The organism is Roseobacter litoralis Och 149 (genome assembly GCF_000154785.2).
In the GTDB taxonomy this organism is placed as follows: Bacteria; Pseudomonadota; Alphaproteobacteria; order Rhodobacterales; family Rhodobacteraceae; genus Roseobacter; species Roseobacter litoralis.
In genome coordinates, this window is sequence record NC_015730.1 from 4,356,545 (window position 1) to 4,375,992 (window position 19,448).

The 19,448-nt window shown below is 58.0% G+C and carries 17 protein-coding genes; 15 read left to right on the forward strand and 2 right to left on the reverse strand.

The genetic code is table 11. The annotated features are described in order from the left end of the window. The first annotated feature begins 14 nt into the window (after positions 1-14). The 10 genes from RLO149_RS20890 (at position 15) to RLO149_RS20935 (ending at position 10,243) form a co-directional block, all read left to right on the forward strand. Positions 15-1,487, forward strand: coding sequence for an NAD(P)-binding domain-containing protein (locus RLO149_RS20890; protein ID WP_013964076.1), 1,473 nt, complete (start codon positions 15-17; stop codon positions 1,485-1,487). Beyond that, complete coding sequence (locus RLO149_RS20895) at positions 1,484-1,963, forward strand: hypothetical protein (RefSeq protein WP_013964077.1); 480 nt, start codon at positions 1,484-1,486, stop codon at positions 1,961-1,963. Before RLO149_RS20890 ends, RLO149_RS20895 begins: the two co-directional genes overlap by 4 nt. Then, positions 1,963-2,550: a peroxidase-related enzyme gene (locus tag RLO149_RS20900; RefSeq protein ID WP_013964078.1), complete on the forward strand. Its 588-nt coding sequence runs from the start codon at positions 1,963-1,965 to the stop codon at positions 2,548-2,550. Before RLO149_RS20895 ends, RLO149_RS20900 begins: the two co-directional genes overlap by 1 nt. Continuing rightward, a complete protein-coding gene (locus RLO149_RS20905) occupies positions 2,547-3,653 on the forward strand; it encodes an NAD/NADP octopine/nopaline dehydrogenase family protein (RefSeq protein WP_013964079.1) in 1,107 nt (368 codons plus the stop codon). Before RLO149_RS20900 ends, RLO149_RS20905 begins: the two co-directional genes overlap by 4 nt. Positions 3,654-3,697: 44 nt before the next feature. After that, positions 3,698-4,804 carry an ABC transporter substrate-binding protein gene (locus RLO149_RS20910; protein WP_013964080.1) on the forward strand — a complete coding sequence of 369 codons (1,107 nt, stop codon included), beginning with the start codon at positions 3,698-3,700 and terminating at the stop codon, positions 4,802-4,804. 77 nt (positions 4,805-4,881) lie between these two features. Continuing rightward, a complete protein-coding gene (locus RLO149_RS20915) occupies positions 4,882-5,859 on the forward strand; it encodes an ABC transporter permease (RefSeq protein ID WP_013964081.1) in 978 nt (325 codons plus the stop codon). Beyond that, on the forward strand, positions 5,856-6,647 hold the full coding sequence (locus tag RLO149_RS20920; RefSeq protein ID WP_013964082.1) for an ABC transporter permease: 792 nt from the start codon (positions 5,856-5,858) through the stop codon (positions 6,645-6,647). Before RLO149_RS20915 ends, RLO149_RS20920 begins: the two co-directional genes overlap by 4 nt. Beyond that, positions 6,644-7,729, forward strand: a complete 1,086-nt coding sequence (locus RLO149_RS20925; protein WP_013964083.1) for an ABC transporter ATP-binding protein — start codon at positions 6,644-6,646, stop codon at positions 7,727-7,729. Before RLO149_RS20920 ends, RLO149_RS20925 begins: the two co-directional genes overlap by 4 nt. A gap of 365 nt (positions 7,730-8,094) precedes the next feature. Next, the gene (locus tag RLO149_RS20930) at positions 8,095-8,832 is read left to right on the forward strand and encodes a trypsin-like serine peptidase (protein WP_013964084.1); all 738 of its coding nucleotides are present in this window, start codon (positions 8,095-8,097) and stop codon (positions 8,830-8,832) included. 220 nt (positions 8,833-9,052) lie between these two features. Then, positions 9,053-10,243, forward strand: a complete 1,191-nt coding sequence (locus RLO149_RS20935; protein WP_044025475.1) for an MFS transporter — start codon at positions 9,053-9,055, stop codon at positions 10,241-10,243. Here RLO149_RS20935 and RLO149_RS20940 read toward each other — a convergent pair. Next, the gene (locus RLO149_RS20940) at positions 10,224-11,150 is read right to left on the reverse strand and encodes a LysR family transcriptional regulator (RefSeq protein WP_044025476.1); all 927 of its coding nucleotides are present in this window, start codon (positions 11,148-11,150) and stop codon (positions 10,224-10,226) included. The genes RLO149_RS20935 and RLO149_RS20940 overlap by 20 nt on opposite strands. Positions 11,151-11,506: 356 nt before the next feature. On the opposite strand from RLO149_RS20940, the gene RLO149_RS20950 reads away from it, so the two are divergent. The 5 genes from RLO149_RS20950 to RLO149_RS20970 all read left to right on the forward strand — a co-directional run bounded on the left by RLO149_RS20950 (position 11,507) and on the right by RLO149_RS20970 (position 18,575). After that, complete coding sequence (locus tag RLO149_RS20950) at positions 11,507-12,130, forward strand: glutathione S-transferase family protein (protein ID WP_013964088.1); 624 nt, start codon at positions 11,507-11,509, stop codon at positions 12,128-12,130. A 45-nt stretch (positions 12,131-12,175) separates the two neighbouring features. Then, positions 12,176-13,810 carry an FAD-binding oxidoreductase gene (locus RLO149_RS20955; protein ID WP_013964089.1) on the forward strand — a complete coding sequence of 545 codons (1,635 nt, stop codon included), beginning with the start codon at positions 12,176-12,178 and terminating at the stop codon, positions 13,808-13,810. A 124-nt stretch (positions 13,811-13,934) separates the two neighbouring features. After that, complete coding sequence (locus RLO149_RS20960; protein ID WP_013964090.1) at positions 13,935-15,539, forward strand: FAD-dependent oxidoreductase; 1,605 nt, start codon at positions 13,935-13,937, stop codon at positions 15,537-15,539. 387 nt (positions 15,540-15,926) lie between these two features. After that, on the forward strand, positions 15,927-16,388 hold the full coding sequence (locus tag RLO149_RS20965) for a (2Fe-2S)-binding protein (RefSeq protein ID WP_013964091.1): 462 nt from the start codon (positions 15,927-15,929) through the stop codon (positions 16,386-16,388). A 3-nt stretch (positions 16,389-16,391) separates the two neighbouring features. Continuing rightward, positions 16,392-18,575: a xanthine dehydrogenase family protein molybdopterin-binding subunit gene (locus RLO149_RS20970; protein ID WP_013964092.1), complete on the forward strand. Its 2,184-nt coding sequence runs from the start codon at positions 16,392-16,394 to the stop codon at positions 18,573-18,575. A gap of 92 nt (positions 18,576-18,667) precedes the next feature. Here the strand turns inward: RLO149_RS20970 and RLO149_RS20975 are convergent, their stop codons facing one another. Then, positions 18,668-19,444, reverse strand: coding sequence for an oxidoreductase (locus tag RLO149_RS20975; protein WP_013964093.1), 777 nt, complete (start codon positions 19,442-19,444; stop codon positions 18,668-18,670). Positions 19,445-19,448 lie beyond the last annotated feature (4 nt).

Here is a 19,448-nt window from a genome sequence, read left to right on the forward strand (position 1 = left end):
GCAGGAAGAGGGCTATGACGGTTAAGGATTTCTCGCCAATCGACGCCATGGGTTTGCCCGCACTTGAAGGTCGGATCAAGGAAGATCTGGCGTTTTTGTGCTATCCCGGCAAAGCATGGGTGCCGCAGCGCGAGGGCGTCACCGATGTGGTCATCATCGGCGGCGGCATGTGTGGCATGGTCGCGTGGCTGGGGCTGGCGACGGGCGGCATCCAGAATGTGCGTGTTCTTGACCGGGCAGAGACCGGGCGCGAAGGTCCATGGCTGAGCTATGCGCGGATGGAGACGCTGCGCTCGCCCAAGATGCTGACCGGTCCTGCATTCGGGCACGGCGCCTTGACGTTTCAGGCATGGTATCGCGCGCAATTCGGGGCCGCGAAATGGGATGCGCTGGATAAAATTCCGCGACCGATGTGGATGGCCTATCTGCAATGGTATCGCACCGTGCTGGAGGTTCCGGTGGAAAACGGCATCTCGGTTGATCATGTGGAGCCAGAGGGCGATTTGCTGCGCCTCACCGTCACGGGGGCCGAAACACCAACGATCCTGACCCGCAAACTGATCTTTGCGACGGGTCGGGATGGGACGGGGGGGGCGAATATCCCTGATTTCATCAAGCACCTGCCGGGCCATCTTTGGGCGCATAGTGCGGATGAAATCGACTTTACCCGGCTTGCGGGCAAGCGGGTCGCGGTTATCGGTGTCGGGGCCTCTGCCGTGGACAACGCCGCCGAAGCGCTGGAGCATGGGGCTGCCGAAGTGCGCCACCTGATCCGCCGCAAGGAAATGCCGACGATCAACAAGATGATGGGCATCGGCAGTTTTGGGTTCACAGCGGGGTTTGCTGATCTGCCGGATGAATGGCGTTGGCGCTTCATGCAATACAGCTTTGCAACCCAGACCCCGCCGCCGCACGGCTCGACCCTGCGGGTCAGCCGCCATGAGAACGCCTATTTCCATTTCGGCAAGGCCACGACCCGGATCGACCCGCAGGGCGACGGAGCGATCATTCATTTCGCCGATGGCACCTTTTACGAAGCGGATTTCGTCATTCTGGGCACCGGTTTCGTGATCGACCCCATGGCGCGGCGCGAATTCGGGGACACAGCGGGTGACATACTGCTGTGGCAGGACGTGTACACTCCGCCGGAGGATGAAAAATCAGGTGATCTTGGCCGGTTCCCCTATTTGAACCCGGACTTTACGTTTCGCGAAAAACAGCCCGGCACGGCCCCATGGCTCGCCAACGTCTATTGTTTCAACTACGGGGCTTCGGCCAGTCTGGGCAAGGTCAGCGGGGATATTCCCGGTATCAGCGAGGGCGCGGCCTGGTTGTCGCGCGCCGTGGCGGCAAAGCTATATGCCGAGGATATCGCGGCGCATTGGGAGGGCATCCAGGCTTACGACACGCCCGAACTGAAAGGCGACGAGTGGGAGGCGACCCCCCTTGATGCCCATCCAGAGCCGCAAAAAGGGCGCGTCGCATGAGCATATTCGAAACGACCAGCCTGCGCGTGGCGGGTGTTGAGGTCGATGGTAAGACTGCCGAAGCGATCAGCGGTCGGCACAACATCATCGAAATGACGCAGGCCGCCGAGGATGCGGTTTTACGCCCGCGCGATGCCGGTGCTTTTGGTCACGATCTGCGGGCGGCATTGGCGGCGCGGGTTGCAAGGTTGGCGGAGGATGACGCGCTGGCGTCCCACTACCTTGCAAAGGCAGGGAACAAGGCTGCGCTGGCTGATCCCTCTGAAACCGGGGCGGCGCAGGGACTGTCCGCCGTTCTGGCCTTTGTCGACAAGGTCGCCAATCAGACCCGCGATATTGCGGCTGAGGATGTTTCCGGCTTGCAGACGGCAGGCGTTGAGGATGCGGATATCGTGCGGCTTTGTGAACTGGTGGCGTTTCTGGCCTATCAAACCCGCCTCATCGCCGGGTTGCGTTTGATGCAAGGGGCCGCGTGATGGCCCGTGTCATTCATAAATTCACCCGCAATGTACCGCATTGGCAGCCACGTCTGACGCCGGTCAAACTGGCCGAGGCCACGCCGGAACAGCTTGAGGCGCTTCAGGTCACGCCGTCAAATACCAAAGTGTCGGATTATGTGCTGACGCTGGCGCATGACGTGGAAAGCCTCAAGGTGCGTTCGCCTTTGTTCAACGCGATCATGTATGACGCTGGCGGGTTGTCGCGCTCGGAACGCGAGTTGGGCGCGCTGGCGGCATCCATGGTCAACCGCTGCATCTATTGTGCGGCTGTGCATGCGGATCGTCATGCCAAGATCGAGAAAGACACGACGACAACGGATGCCCTGTTCGCCGCGGGCGAAAAGGCCGATCTGAATCCCAGAGAACGGGCGATATTCGACTTCGCCCGCAAGTCAGCAGAGGCACCGCCCACCGCCGGCAAGGCGGATATGGAGGCGTTGCGGCAGGCCGGTTTGTCGGATGCGGAAATCCTTGATCTGATCCTGTCGGCGGCTCTTTTTGGTTGGGCCAACCGTTTGATGCACGTGCTCGGTGATCCTGTGCGCAAGACGGAGGACGCATGAGCGACGCGGTACGCATAGGGATCACCGGGGCAGGTTCGGTTGCCTTTGGCACCGCTGCATTGTTGCACCAGCAAGGGCATGATCCGATGCTCTGGTCCCCTTCCGGTGCCGGGACCGAGGCGCTGAAAACTGCACCACTGCAGGCTTCGGGCGCAATTGAGGTCACGTTCGAACCGCGCATCGCGGGTTCTGCCGCGGAACTGGCGCGGGAAAACGACATTCTGCTGCTGGCCCTGCCCGCCTATGGGCACAAGGCGGTCATGGACGCGCTGGCACCGCATATCCGCGACGGACAGCATGTCATCATTTCCTCCCATGCATCCCTGGGGGCGGTCTATATGATGCAACTGCTGGCGGCGCGCGGCATCAAAGCGCCCATTACCGCATGGGGGACGACGGTCGTGACCGGCAGGCGGCAGACCGGCAGTGCCGTGCAGGTCAATACCGTGCGCAAACGCGTTGATCTTTGCACCGTGCCTGACACGCAGTCGGATCGCGCCCTTGATGAGTGCAAACGGCTTTTCGGCGACCGGTTCCAGCAGCGCGACGGGTTGCTGGCGATCTCCCTGTCCAACCTCAACCCGCAAAACCACATGGGCATCGCCCTTGGCAACATCACCCGAATGGAGCGGGGCGAGACATGGAGCCAAGGCCAGAATGTGACCCCAACCGTGGGGCGGTTGCTGGAGCAGCTTGATCTGGAACGGCTTGCCATTGCCGAGGCGCTGGGGTTGCAGGTCAAGACCATATTCGAGCACTTCCATCTGAGTTTTCATGTGCCCGTGGCCTCGATTTCCGAGATGAACCAACAGATGCACGCGCAGGGCAATGGCGGCACCGGACCTGCCAGTGCCGACAGTCGATATGTGACCGAAGATGTGCCCTATGGGTTGCAACTGACCGCTGTTCTGGGCCAGCTTGCCGGGATACCTGCGCCGCTGCATGAGGCGGGGATCGCGATATTTTCCGCCATGTACGGCCGTGATTTCAGTAAGGAGAATGCGCTTTTGGCAGCACTGGAGCTGGATAAGTTTACCCTTGATGACCTGACGCAGGCCGCCCGTACCGGCCTGCTCGGGACGGCACCATCGGTGCCACAATAATAAACGATGCGGAAATCACTTCACCCAACAAGGAGACCTGAGACATGACGAAACTGATTTACGACCGCCGCCGCTTTCTGGGCACTGCTGCGATGACGGGTGTGGCGCTTGCCAGCCCGGCGTATCTGCGCCGTGCCTCCGCTTCGGGCGGGGAGGTCAACATCTGGACCTATAACGATTTTGTGCCCGCCGCCTTCAAGGACCAGTTCGAAGCTGAAACCGGCATTAAGGTCAACGTCCGCCTCGTGGACGATCAGGGCAAGCAGTTCAACCTGCTGGCCGCCGAAGCCCCGAACCCGACGGTCGATATCATGACGGTTGCCGGGCACCGGTTCCTGCAGTTCATCGACAGCGAATTGCTGGCACCGCTGGATACCGACCGTCTGGCGAATTGGGGCAACATCAACCCGACGTTCTCCGAAAGCGACTGGGCCACGATCAACGGCAACAAATGGGGCGCGCCGATCCTGTCGGGCATGGAGGTTCTGTCCTACAACACCGATCTGGTGAGCGCGGATGAAGTCAAAAGCTGGAACGCTCTGTTCTCCGAGAAATTCAAAGGTCAAACCGCCTATATCATTCAGGACATGATGTCGATCATCATGCTCAAGATGGGCTATGACGGTAATATGGTCGCCTATATGGACGATCCGGAAAAAGCCGCCGCCATCGTCGAAGAGGCCAAGCAATTCCTGATCGAGCATAAACCGCTGGTGCGCAAATACTACGACAGCGGTGCCGAAATTCAGCAGATGTTCGTCAATCAGGACATCGCGCTTGGTCATAGCTGGAACGGCCCTGCGGCTGCCTTGATCAACGATGGCTTCCCGCTGGCGATGACTATCCCCGAGGAAGGGTCCTACGGCTTTGTCTATACCTATAATATCGCCAACAACGCGCCGAATGTGGACAACGCCTATACGTTCATCAATGCGATCCTCGCCTCGCCCGAGATCGGCGCGGCCATGACCAAGGCATCGGGCTTTATCTCGACCTACAAGGATGCATCGAACCACCTCACGGATCTGGAAAAGAAATCAACGGCCTTCCCGGATGAGGAACTGGCCAGATTGCAGTTCTTCCGCGCTGAGGCGAACAAGATGAAATACGAACTGGTTGATCCGGCCGTCGAAGCGGTCAAAGCCGCCTGATCTTGCGCTAACTTCTCCCCGCGCGCCCCTTTCCGGCGGGCGGGGACCCTGAACTTTTCCACCAAAGGAACCTGTCCATGCGCAACGAGGCCGCGGCCCAAGGCAGCATCCCGCAAAACGGGGGCGATCGCACGTTCTGGGGGCGTCTTTCCGGCTGGACGGCTTATCGCACGGTGATGGGCATCGCCACGGCATCGCCCCGGCGGCAGTTCATCATTCTGGCAGCTTTTCCGATCCTTTGGGTTTTGACGCAGCATTTGGGTCCGATGGTGCAGATGCTGCGCGTCAGCCTGTTGGATGCCTACCCCGTCGCCCCCGGCGTCGAACAGAGCTTCACGTTGGACAATTACGCGCGCTTTTTCGGCGATCAGATTTTCTGGCAACCCTTCTTTCGCACGCTGAGCTTTGCGGCGGTTTTTACCTTTTGCACGCTGATCCTGACCTATCCCGTGGCTTATTTCCTTGCGCGTCACGTCAGCCGCAAGAACCGGATGTTATTGCTATTATTGCTTCTTATTCCATTCTGGGTGGGGGAGATCGTGCGCACCTACGCGATCATGATCCTGTTGGGCAATACCGGTGCGGTCAATCTGGTGTTGCAGTGGTTTGGCTTGATCGACCGGCCCATCCCTTTCATGTACACCAGCTTTTCCATGGGGGTCGGCATCGTTTACCTGACTGCCCTATACATGCTTTTGCCGCTTTATTCCGCGCTGGAGAAACTGCCCAATAGCTATAACGAAGCCGCCGCTGACCTCGGTGCAGGGGCGTGGACCCGCTTTCGCCGCGTGACATTGCCCCTGACGTTTGAGGGGATATCGTCGGGCTGCACGCTGGTGTTCCTGATCTCGACCGGGTTTTACGCCACGCCGGTGCTGTTGGGCGGGCCGTCCACCACCGTCTTTGCACAAACCATTGCGGGGTTCTTCCACGTGGCGGGGGATGAATGGCCCACGGGCGCTGCCTTTGCCACCATCATGTTTGCGGGTGCGATCGTGCTCACGGCTGTGTTCCAAAAGCTGATGTATGCGCTGCGCAAGGGAGACACCAAATGAACCGCGGCAATCGCATCCTGTTGTCCTGCATCTATTGGGCCTTTGTGCTCTATGTGTTTGTGCCGCTGCTTTTGATGATCCTGATGGGGTTCAAGGACAGCAAATTCATCGGGTTTCCCATCCGATCCTGGACACTGGATTGGTATTTGGGCGTCTTTGCCGATGCTGAACTGCTGTCCACTTTGGGGTATTCGGTGACCATTGCGATCCTGTCGACGTTGATCTCTATCGTGGTGGGCACATGGATCGCCGTGCTGCTGGAGGGGCGCAAGTTTATGGGCCGGGCGGCTGTCTTTGGCCTCACGCTGCTGCCAGCCCTCGTGCCGGGTATCATCTCCGCCATCGCCTTTCGCATTTATGCCCGCTGGCTGGGGATCGAGCCGGGGATGGGCGCGATTATCTGGGCACATGCGGTGCATAACGTGCCCTTTGTGGTGCTTGTTGTCATGGCACGGCTGTCGACCCTGCCGAAAAGCCAGATTGAGGCGGCGCGCGATCTGGGGGCTGACCCGATCATCGCCTTTTTGCGCATCACCGTACCATACCTGATCCCCGCGATCCTAGGGGCCAGTATCTTTTGCCTGCTGCTCAGCTTTGATGATTTCGTACGGTCGTTTTTCCTCGGGGGCTACGAACCAACGCTGCCAGTTCTGATTTTCGCCATGTTGAGGTCGGGCATGTCGCCTGAGATCAACGCCATCGCAACGGTTGCGCTGGTCCTGACAGCCGCCATTGGCATCTGGGCAGAACGCTTCACCCGCCGCATGAACAGGGATACAAATCCATGAGCGACGCACACCCCCTTGTCCGCATCGAAGGTATTTCCAAGAACTTTGGCGATACCGTTGCGCTGGATAATCTGACGCTGGACATCGCGCGCGGCGAGTTCGTGACGTTTCTTGGCCCCTCGGGCTGTGGCAAGTCAACGACGCTGCGTATCCTTGGCGGGTTTGAACGACCCGACAAAGGCCGCGTCATTCTGGATGGTGAGGATGTGACCACGCAACCGCCCGAAAAGCGCCACGTCAACATGGTGTTTCAGGACTATGCGCTTTTTCCCCATATGACCGTGCGGCAGAATATTTCCTTCGGGCTTGAGCTGAAGGGCATGGATAAGGCGAATATAAAACGCCGTCAGGACGAGATCATGGCCTTTCTCGAACTGGATGGATTTGGGGATCGCTATCCCGGCCAGCTTTCGGGTGGGCAGCGACAGCGGGTGGCGCTGGCCCGCGCGCTTGCGCCTGATCCGGCCCTTTTGCTGCTGGACGAACCCTTGGGCGCGCTGGATGCCAAACTGCGCGGGCAGGTTCAACAGGAACTGAAATCGATTCAGCGGCGCACGCATAAGACGTTCTTCTTTGTCACCCACGATCAGGAGGAAGCGTTGACCATGTCCGACCGTATCGTGGTGATGAACAAGGGCCGCGTTGAGCAAGACGGCACTCCCGAAGAGCTGTATTTTCACCCCGCAACCCGCTTCGTGGCAGAATTCATCGGAGAGACGAACCTGCTTTCCGGTCAGATGCGCGGGCGCGAGGGCGACAGGATCGTAATGGACTGGTTCGGCCACACGCTCAGCGGTCATGCACCAGCCGGGCCGCTGAAAACGGGCGATGACATAACCGCTTCCGTCCGGCTGGAAAAACTGGGGTTCCACGCGGCGCGACCGGATTCAGCCAACGCCGTACAGGGCAAGGTTGTCGGTAAAACCTTTCTGGGCAGCCGCATGGCGCTCGACCTGATCATCGAAGAGACCGAAGGGGCGACCCTGCGCGCTTTCGTGGATGCGGAAACTGGTCAAGCCGTCGGGTCGGACCCCGTATGGATTGGCTGGGACAGCGACAGTATGGCAGTGCTGCAAGACTAGACCTTGCCCAAAAATCACCTCTCCCCCCCTGTGCGCGCAGGTAAACGCCCGGGTTGATGGACTGCTCAGATCGTTCATCTGAGGTCCGTTCCAGAACCATCAAACCGGCGTTCGCAACGAATTTTTCTGTGCTGTAAACTTGTTCGAAAGGACGGTTTGAGACATACGACTTGAGCCGGATTTGGCTCAGATATCAACAATGCAGCAGAACCAGAAAAGAAAAGTCCCCAAGCAAACGGCAAGGACAGATTTTTGAAACTTCACTTTATCTACAGTTGCAACAAAGCAGGAAACGCGTTCTTGGCTTTCGGTTTGAAACGCAAAACTGGTTGGCAGTGTCAGGACCATTTAGAAGGACGGGCACATTGCCATTTTTAAAAACGCTGTTTTGCGGATTTGTCGTTTCCGTTTGCCTCACGACCCTTGCGTTGAGTGAGGGCTTGCCAGTGGTTGATGGGTCGACACGGTCAGATTGGACCGCGGTGGGCGCCGTGATTGCGCAAGGAACCGAAGGTGGATCAAGTTGCAGCGGAACATTGGTCGCGCCGGATTTGATCATCACCGCAGCACATTGTACCACCCAGAAAGAAGGGTTGCTCGACAGCCTGCGTTTCTTTGCCGGTCAGGATGGGACCCGATTTGTCGCAAGCAGCGGGTCGAGCGACATCATCCGCCATCCAGATTGGGCAGATGCGACTGGCTCAGACAAATACCGGTTCGACGTGGCCGTCGTTCGTTTGAGCCGTCCTATTTCGCGGGATGTGGTAAGCCCGGTGCTGCTCGTGCCTGCCCAGCGGCGTTTGCCACAAGAGGCCGTATTTCTAGGGTATCAGAATGACACTGGTCCACGTCTTCACGGTCGCTTTGATTGCGCTCTTTATCCGCTAACGACCCAAGGGCTTCTCACGTCTGAGTGTCACGTGATCAGGGGAAATTCGGGTGGCGCGGTTGTGGTTCGACTGGAGCAGAACTGGTATCTGGCCGGGACAATCGTCGCCCGCAGGGAGCCAGAGGGAACCGCGCTGGCGGCTCAGTTGAACGATTGGCTGCGCGGCCATGTCAGCGCTGCGTTGAATAGAGAAGCGCAGCGGCTGGCCAGATGAAGGTTGAAACGCTTCCGCTTTTATACTGACACGTGATCGGTTTGCCGCTTATGGGCAACCCGGGCGCATTTCGTTTGGGAATGCCCGTTCTGCTTATCCCCTCAGTCCTGAGCATGGGCGTGGATGTCTGTTCAAAGCGAATTTCGGCGTGCTGCGCTGAAGATGCCACGGGTCGCCCTATAATCTGTCACACAGAAGTCCATTAAAGGCCTTGCCGTTCGTGTCCGTAGTATCCGTTCTTTTCAATCGCAATTTCGCGGGTTTATTGATTGCCAACACGATCCTCGGCGCGGCGTTTCCTGTTCAGTTGATCCTCGGAGGGCTTGCGGGGCTGATGTTGGCACCAAGCCCGAACCTCGCGACTGTGCCAGCATCAATCCAGACATTGGCTGGCATGATCGCCGCAGCACCATTTTCGCTTCTCATGGGGCGCATAGGGCGGCGCGTTGGATTTACGCTCGGCGGTTTAATGACGCTGACTGGTGCAGTCATAGCCACCCAAGCCCTCTATTTTCAAAACTTCACCCTGCTTTGTGTGGCACATTTTTTGATGGGGGCCGGCTGGGCTGCGTTCCAGTATTTTCGTTTCGCCGCAAGCGAGGCCGTTGATCGGGACTGGCGACCGGTTGCAATCTCATTGATGCTGAGTTCGCTTTTGATCGCGGCAGTGGCTGGGCCGCAAGTATTCATTGTCGCGAAAGACGTGCTCACACCCATCCCTTTCGCTGGCGCATATGTGGCGACCGGCGTGATTGCAGTGCTCGGCCTCATCCCTCTCATCGTTGTTCGGATGCCGCAACCAGAGAGGCGTTTGAAGCGTGAGCCTTCCGGGAGGCTTTCCGCTCTGACTGCGCTTCGTCGCCCGGCCATCAGGCACGCCGTGGGGATCGCCGCCCTTTCGCAGGGCGTCATGGTTTTCCTGATGATCCCGACCCCTATTGCGATGGTTGGCTGCGGGTTCAGTGAAGAAACCGCAAGCGACGTTGTGCGCTGGCATATTGTTGCGATGTTTGCCCCCAGCTTTTTCACTGGCTTTCTGATCAAGCGCTTTGGAGCGTCAAGCGTCGCCATCACCGGGTTGGTTATCATGATCGCGGCCGCGGGTGCAGCTGGTCTGGGCCTGTCCGCGACGCATTTTTACGGCGCGTTGATCGTCTTGGGGGTTGGATGGAACCTTGGGTTTATCGGTGCGACCGCGATGTTGGACGCAGCGCTTTCCGAAGAAGAAAAACCGGCGGTGCAAGGTGCCAACGATACCATCATTGCGTTTGGGTCGACCATTTGTGCCTTTGCGGCCGGATTTATAGTTTCGAGTCTGGGGTGGGTGGTTCTCGCCATGATCTCTGGGGGTGGTTTGGTTCTCGCTCTGGCGATGCTGTTTGTGGACCGGGCTAGGCTATCGAAGATCTAGAATTATGCGTTGGTGTAAGAGCGGGGATCGCACGCAACCGCTTTTTCGCAAGATCCAGAAAGGCGCGCACTTTCGCGGGTGCCCGGCGTCCTTCTGTGTGAACCAGATTGATGGGCATCGGCGGGGGCTCATATTCATCCAACGCGGTTTGTAGCACGCCTGCCTCAAGATCCGGGCCGATCTGATACGATAACACCCTGCACAGCCCCCAATTTCCGCGCACCACAGACCGTGCCGTGGCAACACTGCTGACTGTCAGCCTTGGTCTGACATGAACGGTGCTTTGCGCGTCTGTGCCAAACCGCCACTCCGCACTGGGGCTGACCGGGGCCGCAGCGATAATTTTGTGATGCACCAAATCCGCGGGCTGTTTTGGCACTCCGTTCTGCTCAAAATACGCAGGTGTTGCGCAAACCACCCGCCGCACCTCGCCTATGCGCACCGCCGTCAAACCAGAGGATGGCAGCGCACCAATGCGCACTGCTATGTCAAACCCCTCTTCGACAATGTTCACGATCCGGTCGACCATCAAGACATCGACGGTCACCGATGGATAGAGATCCAGATACTCGGTCAGGATCGGGGCCACATAGAGGCGCCCGAACTCATTTGAACAGGTGATCCGCAAGCAACCGGTCGGTGTTGTCGCCGCGCCCGCAGCTATCGCATCCGCAGCATGGAGTTGCGCAAGAATATCGCGGGCATCATCCAGATAGGCCCGCCCGGTATCGGTCAGCCGAACGGTACGGGTGGTACGTGTGAACAGGCGCGTTTGCAGCCGTTCTTCCAGCGCATTGACGCCGCGCGTGGCCGAGGGTGCGCTGAGCCCCAACCGGCGCGCACCGCCTGCAAAGCTTTCTGCTTCGGCGACGGCGATAAAGACTTCAAGGGTTTGAAGGCGGTCCAGAGCGCGTTCCTCACTTATTATAGTTACTTTCCAAAATAATGAAATTCATATTGCGAACATTCATTCAGAAAGCAAACTAATCTATCTTGGTCCTCAAGCACACAGAAAAACCGAGATAACCGAAATGACCCGCCATCCCCGTCCAGCGTTTACAGTTGAAACCGCCACAGAAAAGGTCTGCCGCGCTGATCGAAAGCTGTCTGACGATCATGTGGAACACCGCGTTGCATCCATCAATGACCGTTCCATTGCTGGACCGCACGGGAAACTTCACGGGCCACCCGTCCCCCAGTGCAAAACCCACTCAGGTCTGAGCGACCTTAAATTTTAACCCTTCTCTTGATTGGAATTTCAAAATGACACCTGTCAAACTCTATCGGAACCCGAAGTCGGGTCATTGCCACCGCGTCGAACTGATGCTGGCTTTTCTCGGCGTCCCTTATGAGACGATCGACCTCGACATGGCGAACGGCGCGCATAAAGCGCCTGATTACCTTAGAATAAGCCCTTTTGGTCTGGTTCCCGCGATTGACGATGGCGGCTACACATTGGCCGATTCCAACGCGATCCTCGTTTATTTGGTTCAAACCTACGGGAAAGGATCGACCTGGATGCCAGAAGACCCCAAAACCGCTGCCCAAGTGCAGCGCTGGCTGACAATCGTGGCGGACAACGTCTATTCTGGCCCTTGTGCTGCGCGGCTTGTAAAGGTTTTTGGTGTCGCGCTTGATCATGCGGTTGCAGTAAGCAAGTCGCATGATCTGTTCACAATAATGGATGCACATCTGGCGCAACGCGATTGGCTGGCAGCGCGGACGATCACCATCGCGGATGTCGCGGCGTACAGCTATATCGCCCACGCACCTGAGGGTGGCGTCGATCTCGCCCCTTATCCCCACATCCGGGCGTGGCTGGCACGGATAGAAGCACAGCCGAATTTTGTGGCCATGGCCGCATCCCCCATTTCCGCATTGTCCTGAAACCAAAGGGTCGCTGCACTTCGTGACACAACAAAGGCTGATATCATGACTGACCATGTAAACCCCTTCCATGCAGGAGAGCTGGCGGCCCAAGACCGTGCAGGTGCCAAGGATGTAGCGGATTGGGCGGGGGGTTTTATCCGCGATTACCTGCCGCAACAGCACCGGGACTTTTATAGCTCCCTGCCATTTCTGGTGATGGCGGGTGCAGATCACAAGGGGCGCATGTGGGTCACGCTTGTGGATGGCGACGACGGTTTCATTGCCGCGCCCGATGCACAGCACCTGATGTTGGACACGCTCATCGACAGTCGCGATCCGCTGGCCAAGGCCTTGGCACAAGGGACCGAGATCGGTGCAATTGGCATTGAGCTTGGATCAAGACGGCGCAACCGTTTCAGCGGAAAGTTGCATGCGACGCGCAGCGGATTGTCGGTTGAGGTCCGCCAGTCATTTGGCAACTGCCCCCAATACATCTCACAGCGGGTCTGGAGCCGAGCACCAAAAGACGCGATGTCCCCGGCGGTTCGTCGAACGGCTCTCGATCCATCACAAATCCGGTGGATCGAAACTGCCGATACGATGTTCATCGGTTCTGGACATGAAGGCAATCCGGATCATCCTTCATATGGTTTTGATGCCTCGCATCGCGGCGGGCCTTCGGGATTTGTGCGAGTCACCGCGCCAGATCGTCTGCGGATACCAGATTACGCCGGGAACAATTTCTTCAATACCATCGGCAATCTCTTGGCTGACCCGCGTATCGGTATCGTGTTTGTCGACTTTGACACCGGGAGCCTGTTGCACATCACGGGGCATGCGCACATCGAATGGGCCCCATCGGCAACAGACGAACCCGAAGCGCGACGCATCATCGAGATCGAAATCTGCGCCGTTGTCGAACGCCCCGGCGCAATTGGACTTAGGTGGGCAAAGCAAGAAACACTGCCGCGCCAGTTTAGCGTGACGCGGCGCGTCAGGGAAACGAATGAAATCACTTCTTTCTACCTCGCACCATCAGATGGCGCGCATGCCGCACCCTTTGAAGCGGGTCAGCACCTGCCGATCGAGGTTCAGATTCCGGGGCAGACGGGCACCGCCAAGCGGACCTATTCGCTGTCGGGCCCACCGGATGCCAAAGACGGCTACCGCCTGAGCATCAAGCGTGAACCGCATGGCCTCGTCTCTCGCTTTTTGCATGACGACGTCCAGATCGGAGATACCGTGCAAGCGTCACCCCCTGCTGGTGACTTTGTAATTCCCTGCAGCACTTGCCCGCTGGTGTTGGTCAGTACCGGTGTGGGCCTTACACCGATGGTATCAATGCTGCATGCGGTTGTGCGACAAAGTACTGAGCGCCCTGTCTGGTTTGTCCACGGCGCACGCGGCGGCCAAGACCATGCCATGTCCCAAGAGATTGCTGATCTCGTGGGGCGCAGAACGCATGCGAGGCAAATCACGTTCTACAGCCGCCCAGAGCCAGAAGACACCTTGGGCGAACAATTTGATGTAGCAGGACGCATCGACGCCAAAACCCTTTTGACTCTTGGGGCAGGAAGCGGCGCGCACTATATGTTGTGTGGTCCGGCGCAGTTTCTGGCAAGCATCCGTTCGGGTCTGGAAGAGGCCGGCGTTCAACCCGATATGATCCACTTTGAAACGTTCGGCCCAACAGGATGATTGTCTGGCCGTGGTATGGCTTGACGGCGCCTTGAGATCATCCGGTTTAAGCTTATTTGTTCAACTGACGCCGATAAAAGATGTCATACGACCTCACACCCACATCATTCAAAGAGAGATCGATATGGAAAGCCTCGCTCCAAACATTCAGGAAATGACGCGCACGCCGCTCTCCGAGATGCATGTTGAAGCGCTCCGATCTGCTGGTGAGGTTGTTGATTTTCCCGCTGACGAAGTGATCTTCGAGGTTGGCGATGCCATGGATAAGTTCACCTATATTATTGAAGGCGGAATGGAGATTATCGATCCGGTCACGCGTGAAGCCTATCTGCCGACTTCACTTGGGCCAACGCAGTTTGTTGGTGAGATTGCATTTCTCAACGGAGGTGCCTATTCACTGCCGATGCGCACCACGATGGCGACCAAGGCCATACAGGTACCCCGTGAGAAGATGTTGGAACTGATGTCTGGCTTGCCCGAAATGTCCGATATCATCATCACTGTTTTCGCCGCCCGTCGCCGCCGTCAGATCGAAGCGGGTGATACCTCGCTTACATTGATTGGTGTCGATAGTGACCGCAATATCCGCAGGATTGCCGAATTCGCCTCGCGCAACAAAATCCCCTTCAAGATACAAGAGCCCGGCTCGGCCGATGCCGAAGCAAAGGCGCGCGTTTGTGGTGTACCTGCAGATGAGCCTGCGGTGATTTTTGGAAGCAACCGTCTGGTCGAAGACCCGACACCTGAAAAGGTTGCTGAGCTTCTGGGCCTCGTGCTTGATGTGAAAGAAGACGAAGTCGTCGATACGCTGATTGTCGGAGGCGGACCCGCAGGTGTTGCCGCCGCCGTCTATGCGGGTGCGGAGGGTTTGTCCGCGATCGTGGTGGAGGATGTGGCTGTGGGCGGACAAGCGGGCACGTCCAGCCGGATCGAGAATTACCTTGGCTTTCCCACTGGTATATCCGGTGCTGACCTCGTCTGGCGCGGAGAGATACAGGCCATGAAGTTCGGGACGCGTTTCATGATGCCGCGCCGGGTCGAGAATCTTGAAAGGCGTCCTGATGGGATCTTTGTCGCCCACCTGAACAACGGGCAGCAACTTTGCGCCAAGTCAGTCGTTGTTGCCACGGGTGTGCAATACCGCCGCTTGCCGATTGAGCGTCTTGAGCATTTTGAAGGAAGCGGCATCTACTATGCGGCAACCGAGATGGAGGCCCGGTATTGCAAGGCATCCGAGGCGGTTATTGTCGGTGGCGGGAACTCGGCCGGTCAGGCGGCGATGTTCCTGTCGCGGACGGCACGGCATGTTCATGTTCTCATTCGTGGCGAGAGTCTCGCAGCGTCGATGTCAAGCTACCTGTCGGAGCGTTTGGAAAGCACACCGAACATCACCGTCCACTACAAGTCACAGATCACAGATTTGCACGGCGAGGCTGATCTGGGTGGTCTGACAATCAACCGAAACGGAGAGGAATGGCATCTCGATACGCCTGCGGTGTTCGTTATGGTCGGGGCCGCCCCCAATACCGGCTGGTTGGAAAGCCACTGCGCCCTTGATCCGCGCGGTTTTGTCCTGACCGGAGAGGACGCCGCCTCACCATTCGAAACCACCTGCAAAGGCATCTTCGCGGTCGGAGATGTCCGTGCGAACTCGGTCAAGCGGGTTGCCTCTTCGGTCGGTGAAGGATCGGTTGTGATTTCCAAAGTCTGGGAACATGTGAATAGCTAACCGGGGGAAATACGGTACAAGCACAGTATTAAGTCGCTTATCTCGTCAGTCTTGTCTGTGCGCAGATTTCAACGCTGCCTTTAGACGCGTCGAAGGGCTTTAAATAGCCGTTCACGCCGCGCTAAAACGTCAGCTTTCGCCTGTGGAAGGACTATTATGTCATCCCTCGCGGTTTCTGCGCTGCAGGATGATCGTTGCGTACATGTTACCGGTTGCGAAACCCAGAACGTCGTCAAAACGCTGCGCCATGTGTGCAAACGGGATGGGTATCTGCTCTCTGGACATGCATGACATCCAGCAGTTGCTCAATTTGACTTTGCCGGATTTCAGCACACCTTTGTGCTACTCTGACATCTCTGTCGCTTCGGATTCGAAAGGATGCAAACCATGCCCACCACATTCAGTGTAAACGGTAATTCAGTGACCTTGGATGTTGATCCCGATATGCCGCTCCTGTGGGCTTTGCGGGATCATCTTAAACTCACCGGAACAAAATATGGATGCGGGATAGCGCAGTGCGGATCCTGTACCATTATGCTTGACGGGTTTGCCACTCGGTCCTGTGTGACAGCGGTTGGGGACGTTGCGGGCGCTGAGGTTCAAACGATCGAGGGCGTGGAAAGCGCCGCTGCGCGCGCCGTGCAGGAAGCATGGACGACCCTCAACGTGGCGCAATGTGGCTATTGTCAGTCTGGACAGGTTTTGGTCGCAACTGAATTGCTGGAGAATACCCCAAAACCAACCGACGAGGAGATTGACGCGGCAATGGGAGCGAACATTTGTCGATGCGCAACCTATGCCCGCATTCGCAAAGGCATTCGCGCCGCTTCAGATGCATTGGAGGTTTAGATCATGCAATTCACCAAACCCGTTGAGCTGCAGGCAACTGTAAAATCGCCGGGACCCTCGCGCCGGTCTTTTCTTGTTGGTGCCACTGGTCTCGTCGTCGCGATGGCGCTTCCCATCAAAGGGCGCACACAGGCCCTTGCAGCGGCTGATGCAAAATTCGCGCCTAATGCTTTCATCCGTGTGTCGCCCGACAACGTTGTTACAGTGCTGATCAAACATCTGGAAATGGGTCAGGGTGCGAATACCGGTCTGGCGATCCTCGCCGCCGATGAGATGGACGCGGATTGGAGCCAGATACGCGCAGAGCAGGCACCGGATGATCCAGCCTTATATGCAAACCTTGCGTTTGGGGTCCAAGGTACGGGCGGGTCTACGGGCCTTGCGAACAGCTATATGACGATGCGTGAGGCCGGTGCGACGGCGCGGGCCCTGCTGGTGGAAGCCGCAGCGCAGACATGGGGCATCTCGGCAGGTGACATTTCTGTCTCGACGGGCGTCGTCACCAACGAGACGACCGGCCAAACGGCCACCTTCGGAGAGTTGGCAGAGCGCGCGGCAACGCTCCCCATGCCACAAGATGTACAATTGAAAGACCCCTCCGATTTCAAACTGATCGGGGCCGAAGGAATAACCCGACTTGATGCGGCGGACAAAGCGCGCGGCCAGTCGACGTTCAGCATCGACGTCATGCGGGAAGGCATGCAGGTGGTGACGGTACTTCATCCGCCAAAATTTGGCGCTGTATTGTCGTCGCTTGATGCGTCAGCTGCATTGGACGTGCCCGGCGTGAATGCAGTACGCGAAATTCCGAGCGGCGTTGCTGTATACGGCGTGGATACATTTGCCGCATTGCGTGGCAGGGATGCGCTGATTGCGCAATGGGATGAAACGAACGCGGAAACACGCTCATCTCGCGATCTCGAGGAGCAGTTTCTCGAAGCCGCGCGCAGTCCGGCCCGCGTTGCGGAAAACATTGGTGACGTTGATGCATCGCTTGATCAGTCAGAGCGCACCTTTGAGGCGGAATATATTTTCCCCTATCTTGCGCATGCCGCGATGGAGCCATTGGACGGCGTCATCGAATGGACACCCGAACAGGCTGATGTCTGGTCTGCGATACAAATCCCGACCATTGCGGCACCGGTATTTTCGTCGACTTTAGGCGTGGCACCTGATGCGGTATCGATTCACACGATGTACGCCGGTGGCAGTTTCGGGCATCGGTCTACACCGACCAATCATTTTGAAAGTGAACTCGCGCATGTGGCAGCGGCAGCGGGTCCGGGGGCTTACAAGTTACAGTGGACCCGAGAAGACGATATGACCCAAGGGTATTATCGACCGCTTACGGTTCATCGCTTCCGCGGCGGTCTTGATGCAGATGGTAACATAACTTGTTGGGATAATACGGTCGCAAATCAATCGATTATGGCTGGAACCATGTTTGAACAAGCCTTGATGACCGATGGTCTTGACCGAACCTCTTATGAAGGTTCGACTGATCTGCCTTACGCGCTTCCCGCGCGACGCGTGTCCTGGGCGCAGATGCAGACTGGTGTCCCCGTATTATGGTGGCGCGCAGTGGGGCATACGCACACCGCCTATGCGACAGAGACGTTCCTCGACGAACTTCTGATCGCCGGAGGTCGTGATCCGGTTCAGGGTCGGCTTGATCTGATCACAGAGGACCGTCCGCGCGATCGCGCCGTTTTGGAGCGTGTCGCTGAAATGGCGCAGTGGAGCGGTCCCGGCACGGGCGAGCGCCGCTACGGTGTGGCGCTGCATCGTTCTTTCGGCAGCTTCGTTGCACAGATTGCGGAGGTGGAGGACCGGGACGGCACCCCTCATGTTACGCGCGTCTGGTGTGCCTTGGATTGCGGTGTTGCGGTGACGCCGGATGTTATCCGCGCGCAGATGGAAGGCGGCATTGGATTTGGCCTCAGTGCGACCCTGTTTGAGCAGTTGACGCTGGAAGCAGGCGGAACTGTACGCGAGCGTAACTATGGCGCGTATCGCGTGCTCGGGCTGGAGGAAATGCCCGAGATAATGGTTGATATCATGCCAAGCGAGGTTGCCCCGACCGGTGTCGGGGAACCCGGGACACCCCCAATCTCGGCCGCCGTCGGGAATGCCTGGCGCGCTCATACAGGGCAAACCCCGAGGCGGTTGCCGATCATCGGGGCGTGATATTCCCAGAGCTACGGTTCCCAAGGCAAAGTTGAATTGCCTTGGGAACCATCAATAAACCGGCCATCTGGCGTGCAAAAACGTCGCTACACTCATCCGTTACCGGGGTTATCGTCCACCGTGCCAGCTACAAACTGATCAAGGTCTATAACCGCGCCGGTCATCATGCTGGCCCCCTCAGAGGCGAGAAAACACGTCAACGCGGCGGGGTCTGCGGGCATCAGCAACCGCCCGAAAGGTTGCGATGCCCCGACCGTCTCGCACCAATCCTCGGCCAGCCCATGTACGTCAACCTGTGTGCGCTGTTCGCCGGGGGTCCAGGTCCAGCCCAGATTGATCGCATGCACGCGAATTCGGTCGCGCTTCAGGGCGTTCGCGGTGTTTTTTGTCAGCGCCACGAGCGCGGCCTTGCTGGCGGCATAGGTGGCCAGAAACGGTGGCCCACCATGGGCAAGCATGGACGTCACATTCACGATGGTGCCGCCGTTGGTCATCGCGGGCGTTACGCATTGCATCGTTAAAAGGGGCGCGCGTACATTGATCTGAAAGACAAAATCAAAGAGCTCTGCCGTCGTGTCCGTCAGGCCCCCACGCGCGGTGGTACCCGCTGCGTTTACCAGAACGTCAACTGTGCCCAAACCCGCGATGGCGTGCGGCAGGTCGCGCATCAACGCCTCGGCATCTTGCAGATCAATGGTCAGACATTGCACCTCGGCACCGGCGTCGCTCAATGTGGAGGCAGTATCAGACAGCGCCGCGGCGTCGCGATCAATCAGCAGCAGGCGTTTGGTTCCCTGCGCGACAAGGTGCTCGGCACAGGCCGCACCCACGCCCTGTGCGGCACCTGTAATGATGGCAGTTTTGGTCATCTGC

Coding starts and splice junctions, on each gene's coding strand:
- RLO149_RS20890 (WP_013964076.1), top strand. CDS start 15: ATGACGGTTAAGGATTTCTCGCCAATCGACGCCATGGGTTTGCCCGCA.
- RLO149_RS20895 (WP_013964077.1), top strand. CDS start 1,484: ATGAGCATATTCGAAACGACCAGCCTGCGCGTGGCGGGTGTTGAGGTC.
- RLO149_RS20900 (WP_013964078.1), top strand. CDS start 1,963: ATGGCCCGTGTCATTCATAAATTCACCCGCAATGTACCGCATTGGCAG.
- RLO149_RS20905 (WP_013964079.1), top strand. CDS start 2,547: ATGAGCGACGCGGTACGCATAGGGATCACCGGGGCAGGTTCGGTTGCC.
- RLO149_RS20910 (WP_013964080.1), top strand. CDS start 3,698: ATGACGAAACTGATTTACGACCGCCGCCGCTTTCTGGGCACTGCTGCG.
- RLO149_RS20915 (WP_013964081.1), top strand. CDS start 4,882: ATGCGCAACGAGGCCGCGGCCCAAGGCAGCATCCCGCAAAACGGGGGC.
- RLO149_RS20920 (WP_013964082.1), top strand. CDS start 5,856: ATGAACCGCGGCAATCGCATCCTGTTGTCCTGCATCTATTGGGCCTTT.
- RLO149_RS20925 (WP_013964083.1), top strand. CDS start 6,644: ATGAGCGACGCACACCCCCTTGTCCGCATCGAAGGTATTTCCAAGAAC.
- RLO149_RS20950 (WP_013964088.1), top strand. CDS start 11,507: ATGACACCTGTCAAACTCTATCGGAACCCGAAGTCGGGTCATTGCCAC.
- RLO149_RS20955 (WP_013964089.1), top strand. CDS start 12,176: ATGACTGACCATGTAAACCCCTTCCATGCAGGAGAGCTGGCGGCCCAA.
- RLO149_RS20960 (WP_013964090.1), top strand. CDS start 13,935: ATGGAAAGCCTCGCTCCAAACATTCAGGAAATGACGCGCACGCCGCTC.
- RLO149_RS20965 (WP_013964091.1), top strand. CDS start 15,927: ATGCCCACCACATTCAGTGTAAACGGTAATTCAGTGACCTTGGATGTT.
- RLO149_RS20970 (WP_013964092.1), top strand. CDS start 16,392: ATGCAATTCACCAAACCCGTTGAGCTGCAGGCAACTGTAAAATCGCCG.
- RLO149_RS20975 (WP_013964093.1), bottom strand. CDS start 19,444: ATGACCAAAACTGCCATCATTACAGGTGCCGCACAGGGCGTGGGTGCG.